Origin of the sequence: Rhizobacter sp. Root1238, from assembly GCF_001425825.1 — a bacterium.
GTDB lineage: Bacteria > Pseudomonadota > Gammaproteobacteria > Burkholderiales > Burkholderiaceae_C > Rhizobacter.
This window is the reverse complement of record NZ_LMDM01000006.1, coordinates 58,871-77,006: the sequence shown is the minus strand read 5'-3', so window position 1 is coordinate 77,006 and position 18,136 is coordinate 58,871. Positions and strand designations below refer to the sequence as shown.

General features: G+C 70.1%; 11 protein-coding genes. 7 read left to right on the top strand and 4 right to left on the bottom strand.

Annotated elements, in window-relative coordinates; all coding sequences use genetic code 11:
- The first annotated feature begins 26 nt into the window (after positions 1 to 26).
- The 5 genes from ASC98_RS06910 to ASC98_RS06890 all read left to right on the top strand — a co-directional run bounded on the left by ASC98_RS06910 (position 27) and on the right by ASC98_RS06890 (position 11,765).
- Entirely contained in the window at positions 27 to 3,704 is a 3,678-nt protein-coding gene (locus ASC98_RS06910; protein ID WP_056806544.1) for a hydantoinase B/oxoprolinase family protein, read from the top strand.
- Between the two features lie 216 nt (positions 3,705 to 3,920).
- Positions 3,921 to 4,700, top strand: coding sequence for a hypothetical protein (locus ASC98_RS06905; RefSeq protein ID WP_056806540.1), 780 nt, complete (start codon positions 3,921 to 3,923; stop codon positions 4,698 to 4,700).
- Positions 4,701 to 5,495: 795 nt separating this feature from the next.
- Positions 5,496 to 10,634 carry a putative Ig domain-containing protein gene (locus ASC98_RS06900; RefSeq protein ID WP_056806538.1) on the top strand — a complete coding sequence of 1,713 codons (5,139 nt, stop codon included), beginning with the start codon at positions 5,496 to 5,498 and terminating at the stop codon, positions 10,632 to 10,634.
- Positions 10,635 to 10,797: 163 nt separating this feature from the next.
- Positions 10,798 to 11,199: a hypothetical protein gene (locus tag ASC98_RS06895; protein WP_157598020.1), complete on the top strand. Its 402-nt coding sequence runs from the start codon at positions 10,798 to 10,800 to the stop codon at positions 11,197 to 11,199.
- The gene (locus ASC98_RS06890; protein ID WP_056806533.1) at positions 11,196 to 11,765 is read left to right on the top strand and encodes an SCO family protein; all 570 of its coding nucleotides are present in this window, start codon (positions 11,196 to 11,198) and stop codon (positions 11,763 to 11,765) included. The genes ASC98_RS06895 and ASC98_RS06890 overlap by 4 nt, the downstream gene beginning before the upstream one ends.
- Before the next feature lie 177 nt (positions 11,766 to 11,942).
- On the opposite strand, the gene ASC98_RS06885 is transcribed toward ASC98_RS06890, so the two are convergent.
- From ASC98_RS06885 to ASC98_RS06870, 4 genes are read right to left on the bottom strand one after another with little or no spacing between them, the layout of a single operon-like run.
- Positions 11,943 to 12,575: an ATP-binding cassette domain-containing protein gene (locus ASC98_RS06885; RefSeq protein ID WP_082542022.1), complete on the bottom strand. Its 633-nt coding sequence runs from the start codon at positions 12,573 to 12,575 to the stop codon at positions 11,943 to 11,945.
- A gap of 4 nt (positions 12,576 to 12,579) precedes the next feature.
- Positions 12,580 to 13,305: an ABC transporter ATP-binding protein gene (locus tag ASC98_RS06880; RefSeq protein WP_056806530.1), complete on the bottom strand. Its 726-nt coding sequence runs from the start codon at positions 13,303 to 13,305 to the stop codon at positions 12,580 to 12,582.
- A complete protein-coding gene (locus ASC98_RS06875) occupies positions 13,302 to 14,045 on the bottom strand; it encodes an ABC transporter ATP-binding protein (protein ID WP_056806527.1) in 744 nt (247 codons plus the stop codon). Before ASC98_RS06875 ends, ASC98_RS06880 begins: the two co-directional genes overlap by 4 nt.
- Before the next feature lie 3 nt (positions 14,046 to 14,048).
- Positions 14,049 to 15,023 (bottom strand): branched-chain amino acid ABC transporter permease, encoded by a 975-nt coding sequence (locus tag ASC98_RS06870; RefSeq protein ID WP_235581194.1) that lies wholly within the window; start codon positions 15,021 to 15,023, stop codon positions 14,049 to 14,051.
- 169 nt (positions 15,024 to 15,192) lie between these two features.
- On the opposite strand from ASC98_RS06870, the gene ASC98_RS06865 reads away from it, so the two are divergent.
- Together ASC98_RS06865 and iolC are read left to right on the top strand one after the other, a co-directional pair.
- Positions 15,193 to 16,119 carry a MurR/RpiR family transcriptional regulator gene (locus ASC98_RS06865; protein WP_056806521.1) on the top strand — a complete coding sequence of 309 codons (927 nt, stop codon included), beginning with the start codon at positions 15,193 to 15,195 and terminating at the stop codon, positions 16,117 to 16,119.
- Positions 16,116 to 18,107, top strand: coding sequence for a 5-dehydro-2-deoxygluconokinase (gene iolC / locus ASC98_RS06860; RefSeq protein ID WP_056806516.1), 1,992 nt, complete (start codon positions 16,116 to 16,118; stop codon positions 18,105 to 18,107). Before ASC98_RS06865 ends, iolC begins: the two co-directional genes overlap by 4 nt.
- Positions 18,108 to 18,136: the final 29 nt, after the last annotated feature.

Here is an 18,136-nt window from a genome sequence, read left to right as displayed (position 1 = left end):
CCGACGCGGGACACAGGAAGGATTCCATGCAAGCTCAAGTTCAAGGCACCGACCGCTGGCAGTTCTGGATCGACCGCGGCGGCACGTTCACCGACGTGGTCGCGAAGCGGCCCGACGGCGTGCTGGTCACCCACAAGCTGCTCAGCGAGAACCCCGAGCAGTACCGCGATGCCGCAGTCGCCGGCATCCGCCACCTGCTCGGCCTGAAGCCGGGCGAGCCGTTTCCGGCCGAGCGCGTCGAGTGCGTGAAGATGGGCACCACGGTCGCGACCAATGCGCTGCTCGAACGCAAGGGCGAGCCGACGCTGCTGGTCACGACGCGCGGGTTCCGCGATGCATTGCGCATCGCCTATCAAGACCGGCCGCGCATCTTCGACTGCCACATCCAGCTGCCCGAGCTGCTGTACAGCCGCGTGATCGAAGCGCGCGAGCGTGTCGGCGCGAAGGGCGACGTGATCGAGGCGCTCGACCAGGCGCAGCTGCAGACCGAGCTGCAAGGCGCCTACGACGCCGGGCTGCGCAGCGTCGCGATCGTCTTCATGCACGGCTACCGCTTCACCGCGCACGAGCTGGCGGCGAAGGCGATCGCGCAGCGCATCGGCTTTCCGCAGATCAGCGTGTCGCACGAGGTCAGCCCGCTGATGAAGCTGGTCGGCCGTGGCGACACCACGGTGGTCGACGCCTACCTGTCGCCGATCCTGCGCCGCTACGTCGAGCAGGTCGCCGGCGAGATGCCCGGCGTGAAGCTGTTCTTCATGCAGTCGTCCGGCGGGCTGACCGATGCGCATGCCTTCCAGGGCAAGGACGCGATCCTGTCCGGCCCGGCCGGCGGCATCGTCGGCATGGTGCGCACCGCGCAGCTCGGGCTGTCGCCGCTGGGCCTGCAGGCCGACGACCTGCCGGCCGGGGCGAACGGCAATGCGGTGGCCGACGTCAAGGTGATCGGCTTCGACATGGGCGGCACGTCGACCGACGTGAGCCACTTCGCCGGCGAGTTCGAGCGTGCGTTCGAGACGCAGGTGGCCGGCGTGCGCATGCGCGCGCCGATGATGAGCATCCACACGGTGGCGGCCGGCGGCGGCTCGATCCTCAGCTTCGACGGCGCGCGCTTTCGCGCCGGGCCGGAGAGCGCCGGCGCGAACCCCGGCCCGGCCTGCTACCGCCGCGGCGGCCCGCTCGCGGTGACCGATGCGAACGTGATGCTCGGCAAGATCCAGCCGGCGTATTTCCCGAAGGTCTTCGGGCCGCATGCCGACGAATCGCTCGACCGCGACGTGGTGCTGCGCAAGTTCGGCGAGATGGCGGCCGACATCGAGCGCGCGACCGGCGTGAAGCGTTCGCCGGAGGAGGTGGCCGAAGGCTTCATCGACATCGCGGTTGGGGCGATGGGCAATGCGATCAAGAAGATCTCGGTGGCGCGCGGCTACGACGTGACGCGCTACGCGCTGCAGTGCTTCGGCGGCGCCGGCGGCCAGCACGCCTGCCGCGTCGCCGATGCGCTCGGCATGAACCGGGTGTTCGCGCACCCGCTGGCCGGCGTGCTGTCGGCCTACGGCATGGGGCTGGCCGACCAGGCCGTGCTGCGCGAGCGCGCGGTCGAACTGCCGCTGGCCGGCGCGCTGCCGGCGGTGACCGAGCTGCTCGATGCGCTGGCCGCCGAGACCGAAGGCGAGCTGAAGCGCCAGGGCACCAGCAGCGCCGCGGTGACGGTGCTGCGCCGCGTGCATGTGCGCTACGAGGGCACCGATTCGGCGCTGGTGGTGCCGTTCGGCACGCCGGACGCCATCCAGGCCGCGTTCGAGGCGGCGTACCGCCAGCGCTTCGCGTTCCTGATGAGCGAGCGCCGGTTGGTGGTCGAGGCGGTGTCGGTCGAGGCGGTGGGTGCCGGCGATGCGCCGGTCGAGCCGCGCCATGCGCTGGCCGCCAGCGGCGCGGCGCCGGTGCGCGAGACGGTGCAGCTGTTCAGCGGCGGCCGCTGGTGGGATGCGGCGCTGGTGGTGCGCGAGGACGCGCTGCCGGGCCACACCATCGACGGCCCGGCCATCATCGCCGAGAAGACCGCGACCACCGTCGTCGAGCCCGGCTGGCGCGCCCGCGTCACCGCGTACGACCACCTGCTGCTCGACCGCGTGCAGCCACGCGAGGCGCGCCGCGCGATCGGCACCACGGTCGACCCGGTGATGCTGGAGGTGTTCAACAACCTGTTCATGAACATCGCCGAGCAGATGGGGCTGCAGCTGCAGAACACCGCGTACTCGGTGAACATCAAGGAGCGGCTCGACTTCAGCTGCGCGCTGTTCGACGCCGACGGCAACCTGATCGCCAACGCGCCGCACATGCCGGTGCACCTGGGCTCGATGAGCGAGTCGATCAAGACGGTGATCCACGGCAACGCCGGGCGCATGCGGCCGGGCGACGTCTTCGTGCTGAACGACCCGTACCACGGCGGCACGCACCTGCCCGACGTGACGGTGGTGACGCCGGTCTACCCGACCGAGGCGGCCGGCGACAAGCCGCTGTTCTATGTCGGCTCGCGCGGCCACCATGCCGACATCGGCGGCATCACGCCCGGGTCGATGCCGCCGTTCTCGACGCGCATCGACGAAGAGGGCGTGCAGATCGACAACGTCAAGCTGGTCGAGGCCGGCGTGCTGCGCGAGGCCGAGATGCTGGCGCTGCTGAAGAGCGGCCCGCACCCGTCGCGCAACCCGCAGCAGAACATCGCCGACCTGAAGGCGCAGATCGCCGCCAACGAGAAGGGCGTGCAGGAGCTGCGCAAGATGGTGCTGCAGTTCGGGCTCGACGTGGTGCAGGCCTACATGCGCCATGTGCAGGACAACGCCGAGGAATCGGTGCGCCGCGTGATCACCCGGCTGAAGGACGGCGCGTTCACGCTGCCGCTGGACAACGGCGCGCGCATCAGCGTGGCGATCCGGGTCAACGAGCAGGCGCGCAGCGCGGTGATCGATTTCACCGGGACGTCGGCCCAGCTGACGAACAACTTCAACGCGCCGCGTGCGGTCTGCATGGCGGCGGTGCTGTACGTGTTCCGCACGCTGGTCAACGACGACATCCCGCTGAATGCCGGCTGCCTGAAGCCGCTGCAGGTGATCATCCCCGAGGGCTCGATGCTGAACCCGAACCCGCCGGCGTCGGTGGTGGCCGGCAACGTCGAGACCTCGACCTGCATCACCAACGCGCTGTACGGCGCGCTCGGCGTGATGGCGGCCGGCCAGTGCACGATGAACAACTTCACCTTCGGCAATGCCACTTACCAGTACTACGAGACGATCTCCGGCGGCTCGGGCGCCGGGCCGGATTTCGACGGCACCTCGGTCGTGCAGACGCACATGACGAACTCGCGGCTGACCGACCCGGAGGTGCTCGAATTCCGCTTCCCGGTGCGGCTGGAGAGCTACCAGATCCGGCCCGGCTCGGGCGGCAGCGGGCGCCACCGCGGCGGCGACGGCGGCGTGCGGCGCGTGCGCTTCCTCGAGCCGATGACGGCGTCGATCCTGTCGAACGGGCGGCATGCCGGCGCGTTCGGCATGGCCGGTGGATCGGCCGGCAAGCCGGGCATCAACCGCGTCGAGCGGGCCGATGGCCAGGTCGAGACGCTGGACCACATCGGCTCGGTGGCGATGGGGCCGGGCGACGTGTTCGTGGTCGAGACGCCGGGCGGCGGCGGCTACGGGGCGGCCTGAGGGGGCCAACCGCGAGAGGAAAACGATGTCAGTACAGATGGACCGGTGTAGGCGGGTGGGCCAGGAGGTGAACGCTCCCTACACTTCGACCCGCTCGGCCAATACCTCCCTCCGGCCGAGTTGTCCGGCCCTCTCCTCCCTCCGGCCGGACCTTCGGGCCCGCTGTCGCAGTTCTCCAGTTCCTGCCGGCGGGCCCATTCTTTTTTCTTCCCCTCGATGTTCCTGCTGAAGCTCGCGCTGGTCTGCGCGGTCGTGCTCGCGGCCAGCGTCGCCGCGAAGCGCTTCGGTCATGGCGTCGCGGGCACCTTGTCGGGCCTGCCGATGATTGCCGGGCCGATCATCGGCTTCGTGCTGTGGCAGGCGCCGCTGTCGCAGGCGCATGCGATCGCGGTCGCGACGCTGGTTGCGTACCCGGCGATGGTGTCGCACATGGTGGCCTTTGCGCATGCAGTGCGCCGCGGGCCGTGGTGGGTGGCGCTGCTGCTCGCGAACGCGGTGTTCCTCGCGGTCGGCGGCCTGCTGGTGTGGATCGCGTTGCCGCTGCCGGCGGCCTGCGTGCTGGCGGCGCTCGCACCGTGGGCAGGGCTGCGGCTGATGCCGGCGCACCGGCGCGAACGCACGGTGCTGCACATCCCGTCGATCGAGCTGGTGCTGCGCGTGGCCGCGGCCGCGGCGCTGGCGGCCGCGATCATGGGCGGCGCGTCGGTGTTCCCGGCGGCGGTCAGCGGGCTGATGCTCGCGCTGCCGATCACCGGCAACGTGCTGCCGTGCTTCACGCGTGCGCGGCACGGTGCCGATGCCACCATCGAGCTGCTGGCCGGCTTCGTGCGCGGCATGGTCGGCTTCGGCGCGTTCTTCATGGTGCTCGCGCTGGCCTTGCCGGCGCTCGGGGCCGGCCTGTCTTACGTGGTGGCGTGGGGGCTGGTGCTGGTCATCGCGTGGATGCTGCAGCGGCGCCGTAGTGCGTTGACGGTGCCACCCGTTGCGCCCGACTGATGGCGCATTGGCGCCGAAGGCACGTGCGGGGAGGCTGTGGCGCGCCGTCAGGTGCGGTCTTCGCCCCTGGCGGGGCGAAGACTTCCCTGCGCTGACTGGTTTCATGGCCTGTCGCCGAAACTCCCGTCACTCACTTCGTTCGTTGTGGTCAAACAGTCGGCGACAGTCAGTTCACGATCGCGCTTCGCGCGAGGCCATGAAACCAGCCAGCTCCGGCGCCCCCTCCTTATTGGCGCTCCACAGCCTCCCCGCACGCGCCTTTGCGACACATCGATTCTGTGCGTGCGAAAACCCCCCCGATCATCCTGAGCCTGTCGAAGGACCTGAGCAGGGACCGAGCTTGTCGAGGGCCCGTCCGTCGAAGGGTGTGCTCGAAGCGCGCGTGGCCCTCGACAAAGTCAGTCCGAACGGGAGACTGGCACTCGGCTGGCACATCGGCGAAGTACGCCACTGGTTCAGCAAAGGCGCGGGCGGGGGGTGTGGGGAGCGCCAATAGGGACGGGCCATCAAACTGTACAGCGCAGGGGAGTCATCGCCCCGCCAGGGGCGAGGACCGCTCCGTCCGGCGAGCCCCGCACCCCCCGCTCGCGCCTTTGCTCGCTCAGTACACCGTGAGCGAGCAAAGGCATGCGCCTCAGTTCGTTACACCGCGTCGGGCCGACCCGCGTTGACACCGCCCTGCCGGCGCTGTAAAAAGAGCGCATGTTCTACATATAGTAAAAATAGAACATACGTTCAAAGACAAGGTGCAGCGCAGGCCACGCAGCCACCGCATGTGCCGGGCAGGAGACAAGCATGACCCGTTCATTCCGAGCCGGTGCGCCGCGGTGCGCCTCGCTGATTGGTGCGCTGCTGCTGGCAGCCTGCGGTGGCGGCGGCAACGACCCGGCGCCGACGCCCACCTCTGCCGAGGCCGGCGCGCCGCCCACCGAGCGCGCCGCCGCGGTGGCGGCGCCCGGTGCCGGCCAGTGGACCCCGCTGATCCCGCTGTCGATGGTGACGCCGTCGGCCGCGCTGCTGCCGAACGGCAGGGTGATGCTGTGGTCCTCGTCCGACCGCTTTACCGACGGCGCGCCCAGCGGCCAGACCTACACGACGCTGTTCGACCCAGCCACGCAGACCGCCAGCGAGACGCTGGTGACGCAGACTGGTCACGACATGTTCTGCACCGGCACGACCAACCTGCCGGACGGGCGCATCCTCGTCAACGGCGGCAAGGACAGCGGCAAGACCACGATCTACGACCCGGTGGCGAATGCCTGGAGCACCGGCGCAACGATGACGATCCCGCGCGGCTACAACGCCAACACGATCCTCGCCGACGGCTCGGTCTTCACGCTCGGCGGATCGTGGAGCGGCGGGCGCGGCAACAAGCACGGCGAGCGTTGGACCGCCGCCGGTGGCTGGGCGCGGCTCACCGGCGTGCCGGTCGATGCGGCGCTCGGCAACGACCCCGACTTCGCGTTCCGCGCCGACAACCACATGTGGCTGTTCCCGGCACCGAACGGCAAGGTGCTGCACGCCGGCCCGGCCGCCAACATGAACTGGATCGACACGCAAGGCAACGGCAGCATCACGCCCGCCGGCACGCGCGGCGACGATGCGTACAGCCAGAGCGGCAACGCGGTGATGTACGACATCGGCAAGATCCTGAAGGTCGGCGGCGCGCCGGCCTATGAAGGGCAGAACGCCAACAACCGCGCCTACGTGATCGATGTGAACGCCGGCGTCTCGGTGCGCAAGGTCGCGCCGATGGCGTATTCGCGCATCTTCAGCAACGGCGTCGTGCTGCCGAACGGGCAGGTGCTGGTGGTCGGCGGCCACAGCTTCGGCCACCCGTGGTCCGACGACAACTCGGCGCTGGTGCCCGAGCTGTGGAACCCCGCCACCGAAACCTTCGTGCCGCTGCCACCGATCGGCGTGCCGCGCAACTACCACAGCATCGCGCTGCTGCTGCCCGACGCGCGCGTGCTGACGGCCGGCAGCGGCCTGTGCGGCAGCTGCTCGACCAACCATGCGAACGCGCAGATCCTGACGCCGCACTACCTGCTGAACGACGACGGCACGGCGGCGACGCGGCCGGCGATCAGCACCGCGCCGGCCACCGCGACGCAGGGCACCAACATCGCGGTGACGACGAATGCCGCGGTCACTCAGTTCTCGCTGGTGCGCGTCGGCTCGACCACGCACACCGTCAACAACGACCAGCGCCGCATCCCGCTGCAGTTCACGACCACCGGCACCAATGCGTACTCGCTGGCGCTGCCGTCGAACCCCGGCGTGCTGCTGCCCGGCTACTACATGCTGTTCGCGATGAACGCGGCCGGCACGCCGTCGGTGGCCAAGATGGTTCGCGTCAGTGGCGACGCCGCGCCGAAACTGGTCAACCCCGGCACGCAGAGCAGCATCAGCGGCAATGCGGTGAGCCTCGCACTGGCCGCCACCACGCCGACCGGCACGCTGACCTGGTCGGCCACCGGCCTGCCGCCGGGCCTGTCGCTGAACACCACCACCGGCGCGATCACCGGCACGCCGACCACGGTGGGCCAGTACGTCGTCACGGTCAGCACGCGCAACGACGTGGCCACCAGCAGCACGATGCTCGCGTGGAACGTCACGCCGGTGCTCGGCGCGACGGTGCAGTACGTGATGCTGGAAGCGGTGTCGGAGCAGGGCGGCAACGCCTGGACCTCAATGGCCGAGTTCAACCTGCTCGACCGCGCCGGCGCGGTGATCCCGCGCACCGGCTGGACGGTTCAGGTCGACAGCCAGGAGGCGGCGAGCGGGCAGAACTCCGGCGCTGCCGCGATCGACGGCGATGCAGCAACCTTCTGGCACACGAAGTACACCGGCGGCAACGCGCCGCTGCCGCACCGCTTCATCGTGAACCTGGGCACGGCACGCGGCATCGGCGGCTTCAAGTACCTGCCGCGGCCGGCGGCCGGCGGGCTGAACGGCATCATCGCCGCGTACAACTTCTACATCGGCAACGACGGCGTCAACTGGTCGCTGCTGAAGAGCGGCAACTTCAACGACTTCCCGGACCGCAGTTCGGAGAAGACCGTGACGGTCGACCGTGCACCAGCGATTGCGCCGATCGCCAACCGCAACAATCTGGTCGGCCAGGCGGTGTCGTTCGGCGTCAGCGCCGGCGATCCGGATGGCGATGCGCTCACGTACACGGCGACCGGGCTGCCGAACGGGCTGTCGATCAATGCGACGAGCGGGCTCATCAGCGGCACGGTGACCACGGTCGGCAACTTCGCGGTGACCGTCGGCGTCAACGACGGCCACGGCGGCACCGCGAGCGCGGCGTTCGGCTGGAACGTCAGCGCGGCGGCCTTCGTGATCGACCCGGTCGCGGCGGCGCCGGTCGCCTCGGGCGGCAGCGTCACCTTCAATGTCGCGTCGAACGGCGGCACCGGCACGCGCTACCGCTGGACCTTCGGCGACGGCACGGCGCAGACGGCGTACGCCACCGCGACGTCGATCGCCCACACGTATGCCGCGCCGGGCCTCTACAACGTGACGGTCGAGGCGATCGACGCGAACAACGTCGTGACCTCGCGCACCTTCAAGCAGGCGGTGTACGCCGCGGCGACCGCGGCACGCCCGACCTCGTCGTCGACGATCGCGCTGGAGCCCGGCACGACGCCGCGCGTCTGGCTGGTCAACCAGGACAACGACAGCGTCAGCGTCTTCAACGGCAGCACCAACGCGCGGGTCGGCGAGATCGCGGTCGGCGCGCGGCCGCGCAGCGTGGCGCGCGCCCCGGACGGCCGGATGTGGATCGTCAACAAGGGCGACGCGACGATCAGCATCGTCAACGCCGGCACGCTGGCGGTCGCGCAGACGGTGGCCTTGCCGCGCGCGTCGCAGCCGTTCGGGCTGGCGTTCGCGCCCGATGGCAGCGCGGCGTACGTCGCGCTCGAAGGCACGGGCCAGCTGCTGAAGCTGAACGCATCGACCGGTGCGACGCTCGGCAGCGTGGCGGTCGGTGCCAATCCGCGCCACGTGTCGGTGACGGCGCCGAGCGACCGCGTGCTGGTGTCGCGCTTCATCTCGCCGGCGCTGCCGGGCGAGGGCACGGCCAGCGTGCAGACCGCGGTGGGCGGCGTCAAGAAGGGCGGCGAGGTGGTCGTCGTGACGGCGGCGATGGCGGTGGAGCGCACCGTCGTGCTGCAGCACAGCGACAAGCCCGACAGCCTGCTGCAGGGCCGCGGCATCCCGAACTACCTGGCGCCGGCGGTGATCTCGCCGGACGGCCAGAGCGCCTGGGTGCCGGCCAAGCAGGACAACCTGCTGCGCGGCACGCTGCGCGACGGCAACAACCTCGACTTCCAGAACACGGTGCGGGCAATCAGTTCGCGCATCGACCTGGCCGGCTGGGCCGAGGACTACCCGGCGCGCATCGACCACGACAACTCCGGCGTCGGCAGCGGCGCGGCCTTCCACCCGACCGGCGCCTACCTGTTCGTCGCGCTCGAGACCAGCCGCGAGGTGGCGGTGGTCGACCCGGTCGGCAAGGCCGAGATCTACCGCTTCCCGGTGGGTCGCGCGCCGCAGGCGGTGGCGGTGTCGGCCGACGGGCTGAAGCTGTACGTCAACAACTTCATGGACCGCACGCTCGGCGTCTACGACCTGGCGCGCCTGGTGAACTTCGGCGAGCTGAACCTGCCGCTGCTGGCGAATGCCGGCGCGGTCGGCACGGAGAAGCTGGCCGCCAACGTGCTGACCGGCAAGAAGCTGTTCTACGACGCGGCCGACACGCGGCTGGCGCGCGATGCCTACATGAGCTGCGCGTCGTGCCACAACGACGGCGGGCAGGACGGCCGCACCTGGGACTTCACCGGCCTCGGCGAAGGCCTGCGCAACACGATCCCGCTGCGCGGGCGGGCCGGGGCGCATGGCAACCAGCACTGGACCGGCAACTTCGACGAGATCCAGGACTTCGAGGGCCAGATCCGCAACTTCGCGCTCGGCACCGGGCTGATGAGCGATGCGCAGTTCAACACCGGCACGCGTTCGCAGCCGCTGGGCGACCGCAAGGCGGGGGTCAGTGCCGACCTGGATGCACTGGCGGCGTACGTGGCCTCGCTGAAGGCGAGCGATGCGAGCCCGCTGCGCAATGCGAACGGCACGCTGACGGCCGATGCGGTGGCCGGGCAGGCGCTGTTCCGCGGCGCGGGTGGGTGCCTGGCCTGCCACGGCGGGGTCGACGTGACCGACAGTGCCGGCGGCGTGCTGCGCAATGTCGGCACGATCAAGGCGTCGTCGGGCAAGCGGCTCGGGCAGACGCTGACCGGGCTGGACACGCCGACGCTGAAGGGCGTGTGGGCGAGCGGGCCGTACCTGCACGACGGCTCGGCGGCCACGCTGCTGGACGTGCTGACCACCGCCAACGCGGCCAACCAGCACGGCGCGGCGGGCAGCCTGACGGCGGCGCAGCGCACGCAGCTGGTGGCCTATCTGCAGCAGATCGACGACAGCAACGATGCGATCAGCGCGGCGACGATCGGCGGCCTGTCGGTGCTGGACACCGCGAACGCGGTGGACTGGTCGGTGCAGGCCAACCTGCAGTCGGGCGGGCTGCAGTTCGGCGACCGCACCTTCACGATCACCGGGCTGCCGGCGGTGCTGTCGGGTTCTCCCTGGTTGCGCAGCGCGAACGATTCGAAGACCTTCACCGGCAACCCGACGGTGAGCTTCACGCTGAACCAGCCAGCGGATGTGTACCTGACGGTCGACGACCGCTTCACCGGCGCGTTCGCGTGGATGGCGGGGTGGTCGAACACCGGGCTCAAGATGACGACCGACGAGGCAGGCACGGCACGCAGCTTCAGCGTGTGGACGAAGAGCTTCCCGGCCGGCACGGTGAACCTGGGGCCGGTGGGCAATGGAGGGAACAGCATGTACAGCGTGGTGGTGCGGTAGGGGAGCGCGGGACAAGGTGGCACGCGAACACCCCCCGTTCGGGCTGAGCCTGTCGAAGCCTTGGTGCGACGCGAGCAGGCCCTTCGACAAGCTCAGGACGAACGGGGGTTTTCCGTTCGGACTGAGCCTGTCGAAGTCCTGGTGGATGGGCGCCTTCCTGACCGTGTGCGCTGCGACTGCCTCCGCCGATCCCGCCCTCGAGCTTGGCCGCCAGCTGTATCGCGGCGAGGTCGCTCTCCCCGGCACGATCAACGGGCATGCGCAGCCGCTGCCGCCGCTCGCGACGCGCTGCACCAACTGCCACTCGCGCGACAGCGCGGCGCAGGCGGCGTCCGGTGCCGCATCGTTCGCACCGCTGCTGACGCGCGAGCGCCTGCTGGGCCCGATCGCGCGACGCGGCGGGCCGCCGTCGCGCTATGACGAAGCGGCGTTCTGCCGATTGCTGCGCACCGGCATCGACCCGGCCATCATGCTGATCCCGCGGCAGATGCCGCGCTATGCGATCGACGATGCGCAGTGCAAGGCGCTGTGGGCCTACCTGGTCGATGGGGGAGAGACGCGATGACGACGCGGCGTGAGTGGCTTCTCGGCGCGGCTGCCTGCGGCCTGCTGTGGAACGAGGCGGCGGCGCACGGCTCCTTCGGCCCGGTGCAGCCGGCGTTGCCGGCGCCGGGGCTGTCGGTGCAGGACATGGCCGGCAAGTCGGTGGCGTTGCCGTCGCTGCTGACGGGGCAGGTCACGGCGGTGCAACTGATGTTCACGGGCTGCAGCGCGACCTGCCCGATCCAGGGCGCGGTGTTCGCCGATGCGCAGGCACGGCTCGCGAAGGAGGGCGCGGGGCTGCGGCTGCTGTCGCTGTCGATCGACCCGCTCGGCGACGACCTGCCGGCGATGCGCGCCTGGCTCGCGAAGTTCGGCGCGCAATCGCCGCGCTGGGCAGCCGCGCTGCCGAAGCTGAAGGACGTCGATCCGCTGCTCGATTTCCTGCGCGGCCGCGCGCCGGGCACCGACCGCCACACCGCGCAGGCCTTCGTGTTCGACCGGCAGGCGCGGCTGGTGTATCGCACCGAGGACATGCCGCAGCCGGAGGAATTGGTGAAGCTGATGCAGAGGGTGGCTGTTCGGGTGTGAGCTGGGCCTGTTCGAACGAGCAGAAGATCGGACGAGCAAAGGGCCCGTTGGACGTGAGCAAAAGGCCCGTTCGGGCTGAGCCCGTCGAAGCCCCGTTCGCGCACCTCCGTTCGGGCTGAGCCTGTCGAAGCCAGCGACCAGCGCTTCGACAGGCTCAGCGCGAACGGTGGTGGGTCGTCAGCCCGGCGCCAGCTTCCCCAGGTACCCCCGCACGCTCGCATGCGTGCACAGCTCCCCCATCGTCGTCGCATGCATCAGCCGGCTGACCCGGCTTTCATCCTTGTGCACGAAGATGTAGCGCTCGCAGATGTCGGCCAGAATCTCCATGTGCACCGGCTCGTTCGGGTGCAGGCACAGGAACACCAGCTTACCCTGGCTGCGCAGCTTGCGGAAGAACGCCAGCATGAAGCCGATGTAGCCGTCCTGCGTGTTGAACTGCGGCTCGTCGAACAGGTGCACCACCGCGCGGTCGGCGCCGGCGTGCTCCAGCATGAAGTTCGGCCGGTCGCGCTTGAACGAGCGCACCTGGTAGGACTGGTGGTAGTGCAGCGCCAGCCGGTCGCGCTCGCGGTAGCGCACCTTGTGGATGTCCTGCCCGGCCACCATCACGCGCCCGCCGCTCGGCGCATTGCCGCCGGTGATCAGCTCGAACATCGTCGTCTTGCCGGCGCCGTTGGCGCCCATCACGCCGATGATGCCGGGCCCGTCGACCTGGAAGTCGGCCTCCAGCGAGAACGTCGTCTGCCGGTTCGGCCAGCCGCGCCGGTACTGCTTGCGCAAGCCGTCGACATGAAGAATCGGTGCAGCCATCTCGTCAGACTCCCAGCAGCTTGCGTTGCAGTGCCGCGTCGCCGCGCAGCGCCGCGGCGCTGCCCTCGTGCACGATGCGGCCCTGGTGCATCACGTACGCGCGGTCCGACACCGCCAGCGCACTCTCGACGTTCTGCTCCACCAGCAGCACCGCCACCCCCTCGCGCTTCAAGCGCATGACGGTCGACATCACGTCCTGCACCACCTTCGGCGCGAGGCCCTGGCTCGGCTCGTCGAACAGCACCAGCCCCGGCGAGCCGATCAGCGCGCGCGAGATCGCCACCATCTGCATCTCGCCGCCCGACAGGTTCTCGCACTCGCGGCCCATCAGGTACTCCATCGCCGAGAAGATCTCGAAGCACTCCTTCTCGCTCCACGCCCGGAAGCGCGTCTTCTTGCGTGCGATCGCGAGGTTGCGCGCCACCGTCAGCGTCGGGAAGATGCGCCGGTCGTCCGGCACCCAGCCGATGCCCATGCCGGCGATGCGGTGCGTCGGCACCTGCGTGATGTCGACCCCGTCGAAGCGCACGCTGCCGCGCTTCGGCGGCGTCAGCCCGAGGATCGAGCGCAGAGTCGTCGTCTTGCCGGCACCGTTCGGCCCGAGCAGCGACACCACCTCGCCCGGCGCGATGCTGAGCGACACGCCGAACAGCGCCTGCGTCTCGGCATAGAAGGTCTCGATGCCGTGGATCTCCAGAATGGCGGGCTGCGGCTTCAACACGGCACTCATGACAAGGTCCCCAGGTTCGAGCGTTGCACCCACGGGTTGTCGCGCAGCTGCGCTGGCGTGCCTTCGGCGATCACCTGGCCCCAGTGGATCACGTTGATCTTGTCGGCCAGGCCGAACAGGAAGCGCATGTCGTGCTCGATGATCACGATCGTCAACTCGCGCTTCAGCTGTGCGATCAGCTCGGCCACGCGGGCCGTGCCTTCGGCGCCCAGCCCGGCAGTCGGTTCGTCCAGGAACAGCAGCCGCGGATCGGTCGCGAGCGCGACGCCGATCTCCAGTGCGCGCCGCTCGCCGTACGACAGCGCACCCGCCATCGACGACGCCTTGGCCGCGAGCCCCACCCGGTCGAGCACCGCCATGGCCAGCTCGCGCCCGCGGCTGAAGCGGCCGAGGTCGCGCCACATCGACATGCCTTGCTCGCGCACCGCCGGCAGCGCGATCAGCACGTTGTCGAGCGTCGTCTCGTCGTCGAACAGGTTCATGATCTGGAACGACCGCGACAGCCCGCGCCGCGCGATCTGCCGCGGCGACAGCCCGGTGATGTCCTCGCCGGCGAAGCGCACGCTGCCGCGGTCGGGCGTGTAGCGGCCGGTCAGCACGTTGAAGCAGGTCGTCTTGCCGGCACCGTTGGGACCCATGATCCCGGTGAGCTGCTTCTCCTCGAACGACAGCGTGATGCTTTCCAGCACCACCTGGTCGCCGAAGCGCTTGTGCAGTTGATGGGCTTCGAACAAGGCCACGGATCAGGTCTCCTTCGGGGTGGCGAGCGTCGCGTTGGGCTGCGGCGGTGCGTGCTTGCGGACGGCGCAGCGTGCGCGCCACGATTGCCAGGCCCCGGCCACGCCGTCGGGCTGGAACAGCACGACCAGGATGAACAGCAGCCCGTACCAGAGCAGCCAGGTCTCGGTGTAGGCGCCCAGCAGGTCTCTGGTGAGGATGAACACCAGCGCGCCGATCACCGGGCCCCAGAAGCTCACCAGCCCGCCGCCGATCAGCACCATCATCACGACGAAGCCGGAGTTGTGCAGGCTCATCACGTTCGGGTAGGCCGACTGCTGCGCCATCGCGAACAACGCGCCGGCCAGCCCCGCGACCGAGGTCGAGATCATGAAGGCCAGCCACTTGTAGAGCCACACCGGATGCCCGACGAACGCAGCGCGCATCTCGTTCTGCTTGATCGCCCGCAGGATGCGGCCGAACGGCGAGTGCACCAGCCGCCACAAGGCCATCAGCACCAGCGCGAACACCACCAGCGCGAAGTAGAAGAAGGCCTCGTTGCTCTTCAACGAGATGTCGACGAAGCCGAGCGACAGGTCGGGCCGCCTGATGTTCAGCAGCCCGTCCTCGCCGCCGGTCACGGTGTGCCACTTGCCGGCGACGAACCACGCGAGCTGGCCGAACGCGATCGTCAGCAGTGCGTAGTAGATGCCGCGCCGGTGCGAGATGAACAGGCCGACCAGCGCACCGGCCACTGCCGCTGCGAGCACCGCGCCGAGCAGGCCGCCCAGCAGCCCGGCGCCACCGCGCAGCTGCAGCAGCCCGAACGCATACGCGCCGATGCCGAAGTACGCGCCATGCCCGAACGACGGCAGCCCGCCGTAGCCCAGCAGCAGGTTGTGGCCGAGCGCGAACAGCATCCAGATCATGATTTCCAGCGCCAGGTACTGGTAGAGCCCGACCTGGCTCAACCACAGCGGCGTGCTGGCGAGCGCCGCCACCGTGAGCAGGAGCGGAAGCGGTGCGATCGGCGCGTGTCGTGTGGTGCTGAGCATGTTGAACGCTGGACATGAACAATGGACTTGTTGGAATATATGTTCTACAGTTTCTGAGCGCAAGAATGTTTGTTCCTATTGCGACTCGGTGCTTCCCCCTAGACAGTTCAGCCTCATGAGCCCCATCGCCAGCTACGACGAATTGAAGGACGCGATCTCGCGCGCCTACCCGGACCTGCCGGCGCAGCTGCAGCGCATCGCGCGCTTCGCGCTGGAGCGGCCGAACGAGCTTGCGCTCGGCACGGTGGCGGTGATCGCCGAGGCCGCGCAGGTGCAGCCGTCGTCGCTGATCCGCTTCTCGAATGCGCTCGGCTTCAACGGCTTCTCGCAGATGCAGCAGGTGTTCCGCGACCACCTGGTCGAACGCTCGGGCAGCTACCGCGAGCGCATCAACCAGCAGCGCCGCAGCGGCGACGGCGCGGCCAGCGGCGGCTTCCTGAACCAGTACGTGGCCGAGGCGATCGCCGAGCTCGGCCACCTCGAAGACAGCGTGCGCGCGGCCGACGTGAAGGCCGCGGTGCAGCTGCTGTGCGCCGCGCGCCGCGTGCACGTGCTGGCGCAGCGCCGCGCGTTCCCGGTCGCCAGCTACCTGGCCTATGCGCTGAGCCAGCTCGAACTGAAGGCCTACCTGCTCGAAGGGCTGGGCGGCATGCTGCGCGAATCGCTGCGCAACATCGCGAGCGACGAGGTGCTGGTCGTCACCAGCTTCCACAGCTACTCGCGCGAAGTGATCGATGCCGCCGAGGCGGCGCAGCAGGCCGGCGTGCCGGTGATCGCGATCACCGACAGCGCGCTGTCGCCGCTGAAGCGCTCGGCCACGGTGTGCTTCGAGCTCGGCCTGGCGTCCGACCAGGTGTTCCGCTCGCTGGTGGCGCCGCTGTGCCTGGCGCAGGCGATCGTCGTCACCACCGGACACCGGCTGGCGGAGCTCGCCGCCGGGAAAGCGAACGAGAAAGCCACCGGCCGCCCGTCGCCGAAGCGCCGCACCGCGGCCCGCGGCACGGCGGCCCGACCCCGTCATTTGAATGGAGATGCTGCATGAGTGTCAGAGATTCCGTCCCGCCGGCGGCCCGCGCGCTGGACCTGGTCTGCGTCGGGCGGGCCGCCGTCGACCTGTATGGCGAGCAGCTCGGTGCGCGCCTCGAAGACGTGCAGACGTTTGCGAAATACCTCGGCGGCTCGCCCGCCAACACCGCGGTCGGGTCGTCGCGGCTCGGCCTGCGCTGCGCGATGCTGAGCCGCGTCGGCGACGAGCACAACGGCCGCTTCGTGCGCGAGACGCTGGCCGCCGAGGGCGTCGACGTGTCGCAGCTGAAGACCGACCCGGCGCGGCTGACCGCGCTGGTCTTCCTCGGGCTGCGCGACCGCGACACCTTCCCGCTGGTGTTCTACCGCGACAACTGCGCCGACATGGCGCTGTGCGAGGACGACGTCGACCCGGCGGTGATCGCCAGCGCCCGCGCGCTGCTGATCTCGGGCACGCACCTGTCGCGCCCCGGCACGCGCGCCGCCTGCCTGGCCGCGATGCGCGCGGCACGCGCGGCCGGCACGCGCGTCGTGCTCGACATCGATTACCGCCCGGTGCTGTGGGGCCTGACCGCGCCGGGCCTCGGCGAGCAGCGCTACATCGCATCGGCGCCCGTCAGCGCGCAGCTGCAGGAGATCCTGCCGCTGTGCGACCTGGTGGTCGGCACCGAGGAAGAGGTGCACATCGCCGGCGGCAGCGACGACACACCGACCGCGCTGCGCCGCATCCGCGAACTGTCGACCGCGCTGATCGTGATGAAGCGCGGGCCGATGGGCTGCGTGGCCTACGAAGGCGCGATTCCCGCGCGGCTCGACGACGGCGTCGCCGGCCCCGGCTTCCCGGTCGAGGTGTTCAACGTGCTTGGCGCCGGCGATGCCTTCATGGCCGGGCTGCTGCGCGGCTGGGTGCGCGACGAGCCGCTGCCGCAGGCGCTGCGCTATGCGAATGCCTGCGGCGCGATCGTCGTGTCTCGGCATGGCTGCGCACCGGCCATGCCCAGCTGGGTCGAGCTGAGCCATTTCCTCGCGCACGGCTCGCGCCACCACCGGCTGCGCGAAGACGCGAAGCTGGAGCACCTGCACCGCGCGTCGACCCGGCACCGCCCGTGGCCCGGCCTCGCGGTGCTGGCCTTCGACCACCGCGCGCAGTTCGAGGAGATCGCCGCGAAGCACGGCACGCCGCGCGAGCGCATCCCGCAGTTCAAGGCGCTGGTCGCGCGCGCTGCCGCGCAAGGCCATGCGACGGCCCGTGCGGCACACCCGCTGCGCCACCCGGGCCAGCCGTTCCCGGAGGCCGGCGTGATCCTCGACGGCCGCTTCGGCGAGCAGATCCTGCCGCCGCTGACCGGCGTCGGCCTGTGGGTCGCGCGCCCGGTCGAGCTGCCCGGCTCGCGACCGCTCGATTTCGAGGACGGCTGCAACGTCGGTCTCGCGCTGCGCACGTGGCCGCAGGAGCATGTGGTGAAGTGCCTCGTGTACCACCACCCCGATGACGAAGCCGGGCTGGCGGCCCAGCAGGTCGCGAGCGTCGGCCTGCTGGCCCAGGCCTGCCACGCGACCGGCCACGAGCTGCTGCTGGAGGTGATCCCGCCGCGCGGCATGGCGGCTGACGACGAGACGCTGGCGCGCGCGATGCGCCAGTTCTACGCGGCCGGCATCCACCCCGACTGGTGGAAGCTGCCGCCGCCGTCCAGCGATGCGGCCTGGCGTCACATCGAGGCGGTGATCGCATCGAACGACCCGCTGTGCCGCGGCGTGCTGCTGCTCGGCATGGAAGCCAGCGAGCAGGCGCTGCGCGAAGGCTTCCGCATCGCGGCCGCGCAGCCGCTGTGCAAGGGCTTCGCGATCGGCCGCTCGCTGTTCGCCGAAGCCGCGCACGGCTGGTTCGCCGGCACGCTGGACGACGACGCCGTCGTCGAGCAGGTGGCGGCCAGCTACCAGCGGCTGATCGAGTTCTGGACCGAGGCCCGCGCCGAATGCGCGAGCGGCTCGCTCGTCAATTGAGTCACGACATCGACACCACGGAAGGAAAG

Bases quoted from the DNA above. Each gene is read 5' to 3' on its own strand.
- ASC98_RS06910 (WP_056806544.1), top strand. From the start codon at position 27: ATGCAAGCTCAAGTTCAAGGCACCGACCGCTGGCAGTTCTGGATCGAC.
- ASC98_RS06905 (WP_056806540.1), top strand. From the start codon at position 3,921: ATGTTCCTGCTGAAGCTCGCGCTGGTCTGCGCGGTCGTGCTCGCGGCC.
- ASC98_RS06900 (WP_056806538.1), top strand. From the start codon at position 5,496: ATGACCCGTTCATTCCGAGCCGGTGCGCCGCGGTGCGCCTCGCTGATT.
- ASC98_RS06890 (WP_056806533.1), top strand. From the start codon at position 11,196: ATGACGACGCGGCGTGAGTGGCTTCTCGGCGCGGCTGCCTGCGGCCTG.
- ASC98_RS06885 (WP_082542022.1), bottom strand. From the start codon at position 12,575: ATGGCTGCACCGATTCTTCATGTCGACGGCTTGCGCAAGCAGTACCGG.
- ASC98_RS06880 (WP_056806530.1), bottom strand. From the start codon at position 13,305: ATGAGTGCCGTGTTGAAGCCGCAGCCCGCCATTCTGGAGATCCACGGC.
- ASC98_RS06865 (WP_056806521.1), top strand. From the start codon at position 15,193: ATGAGCCCCATCGCCAGCTACGACGAATTGAAGGACGCGATCTCGCGC.
- iolC (WP_056806516.1), top strand. From the start codon at position 16,116: ATGAGTGTCAGAGATTCCGTCCCGCCGGCGGCCCGCGCGCTGGACCTG.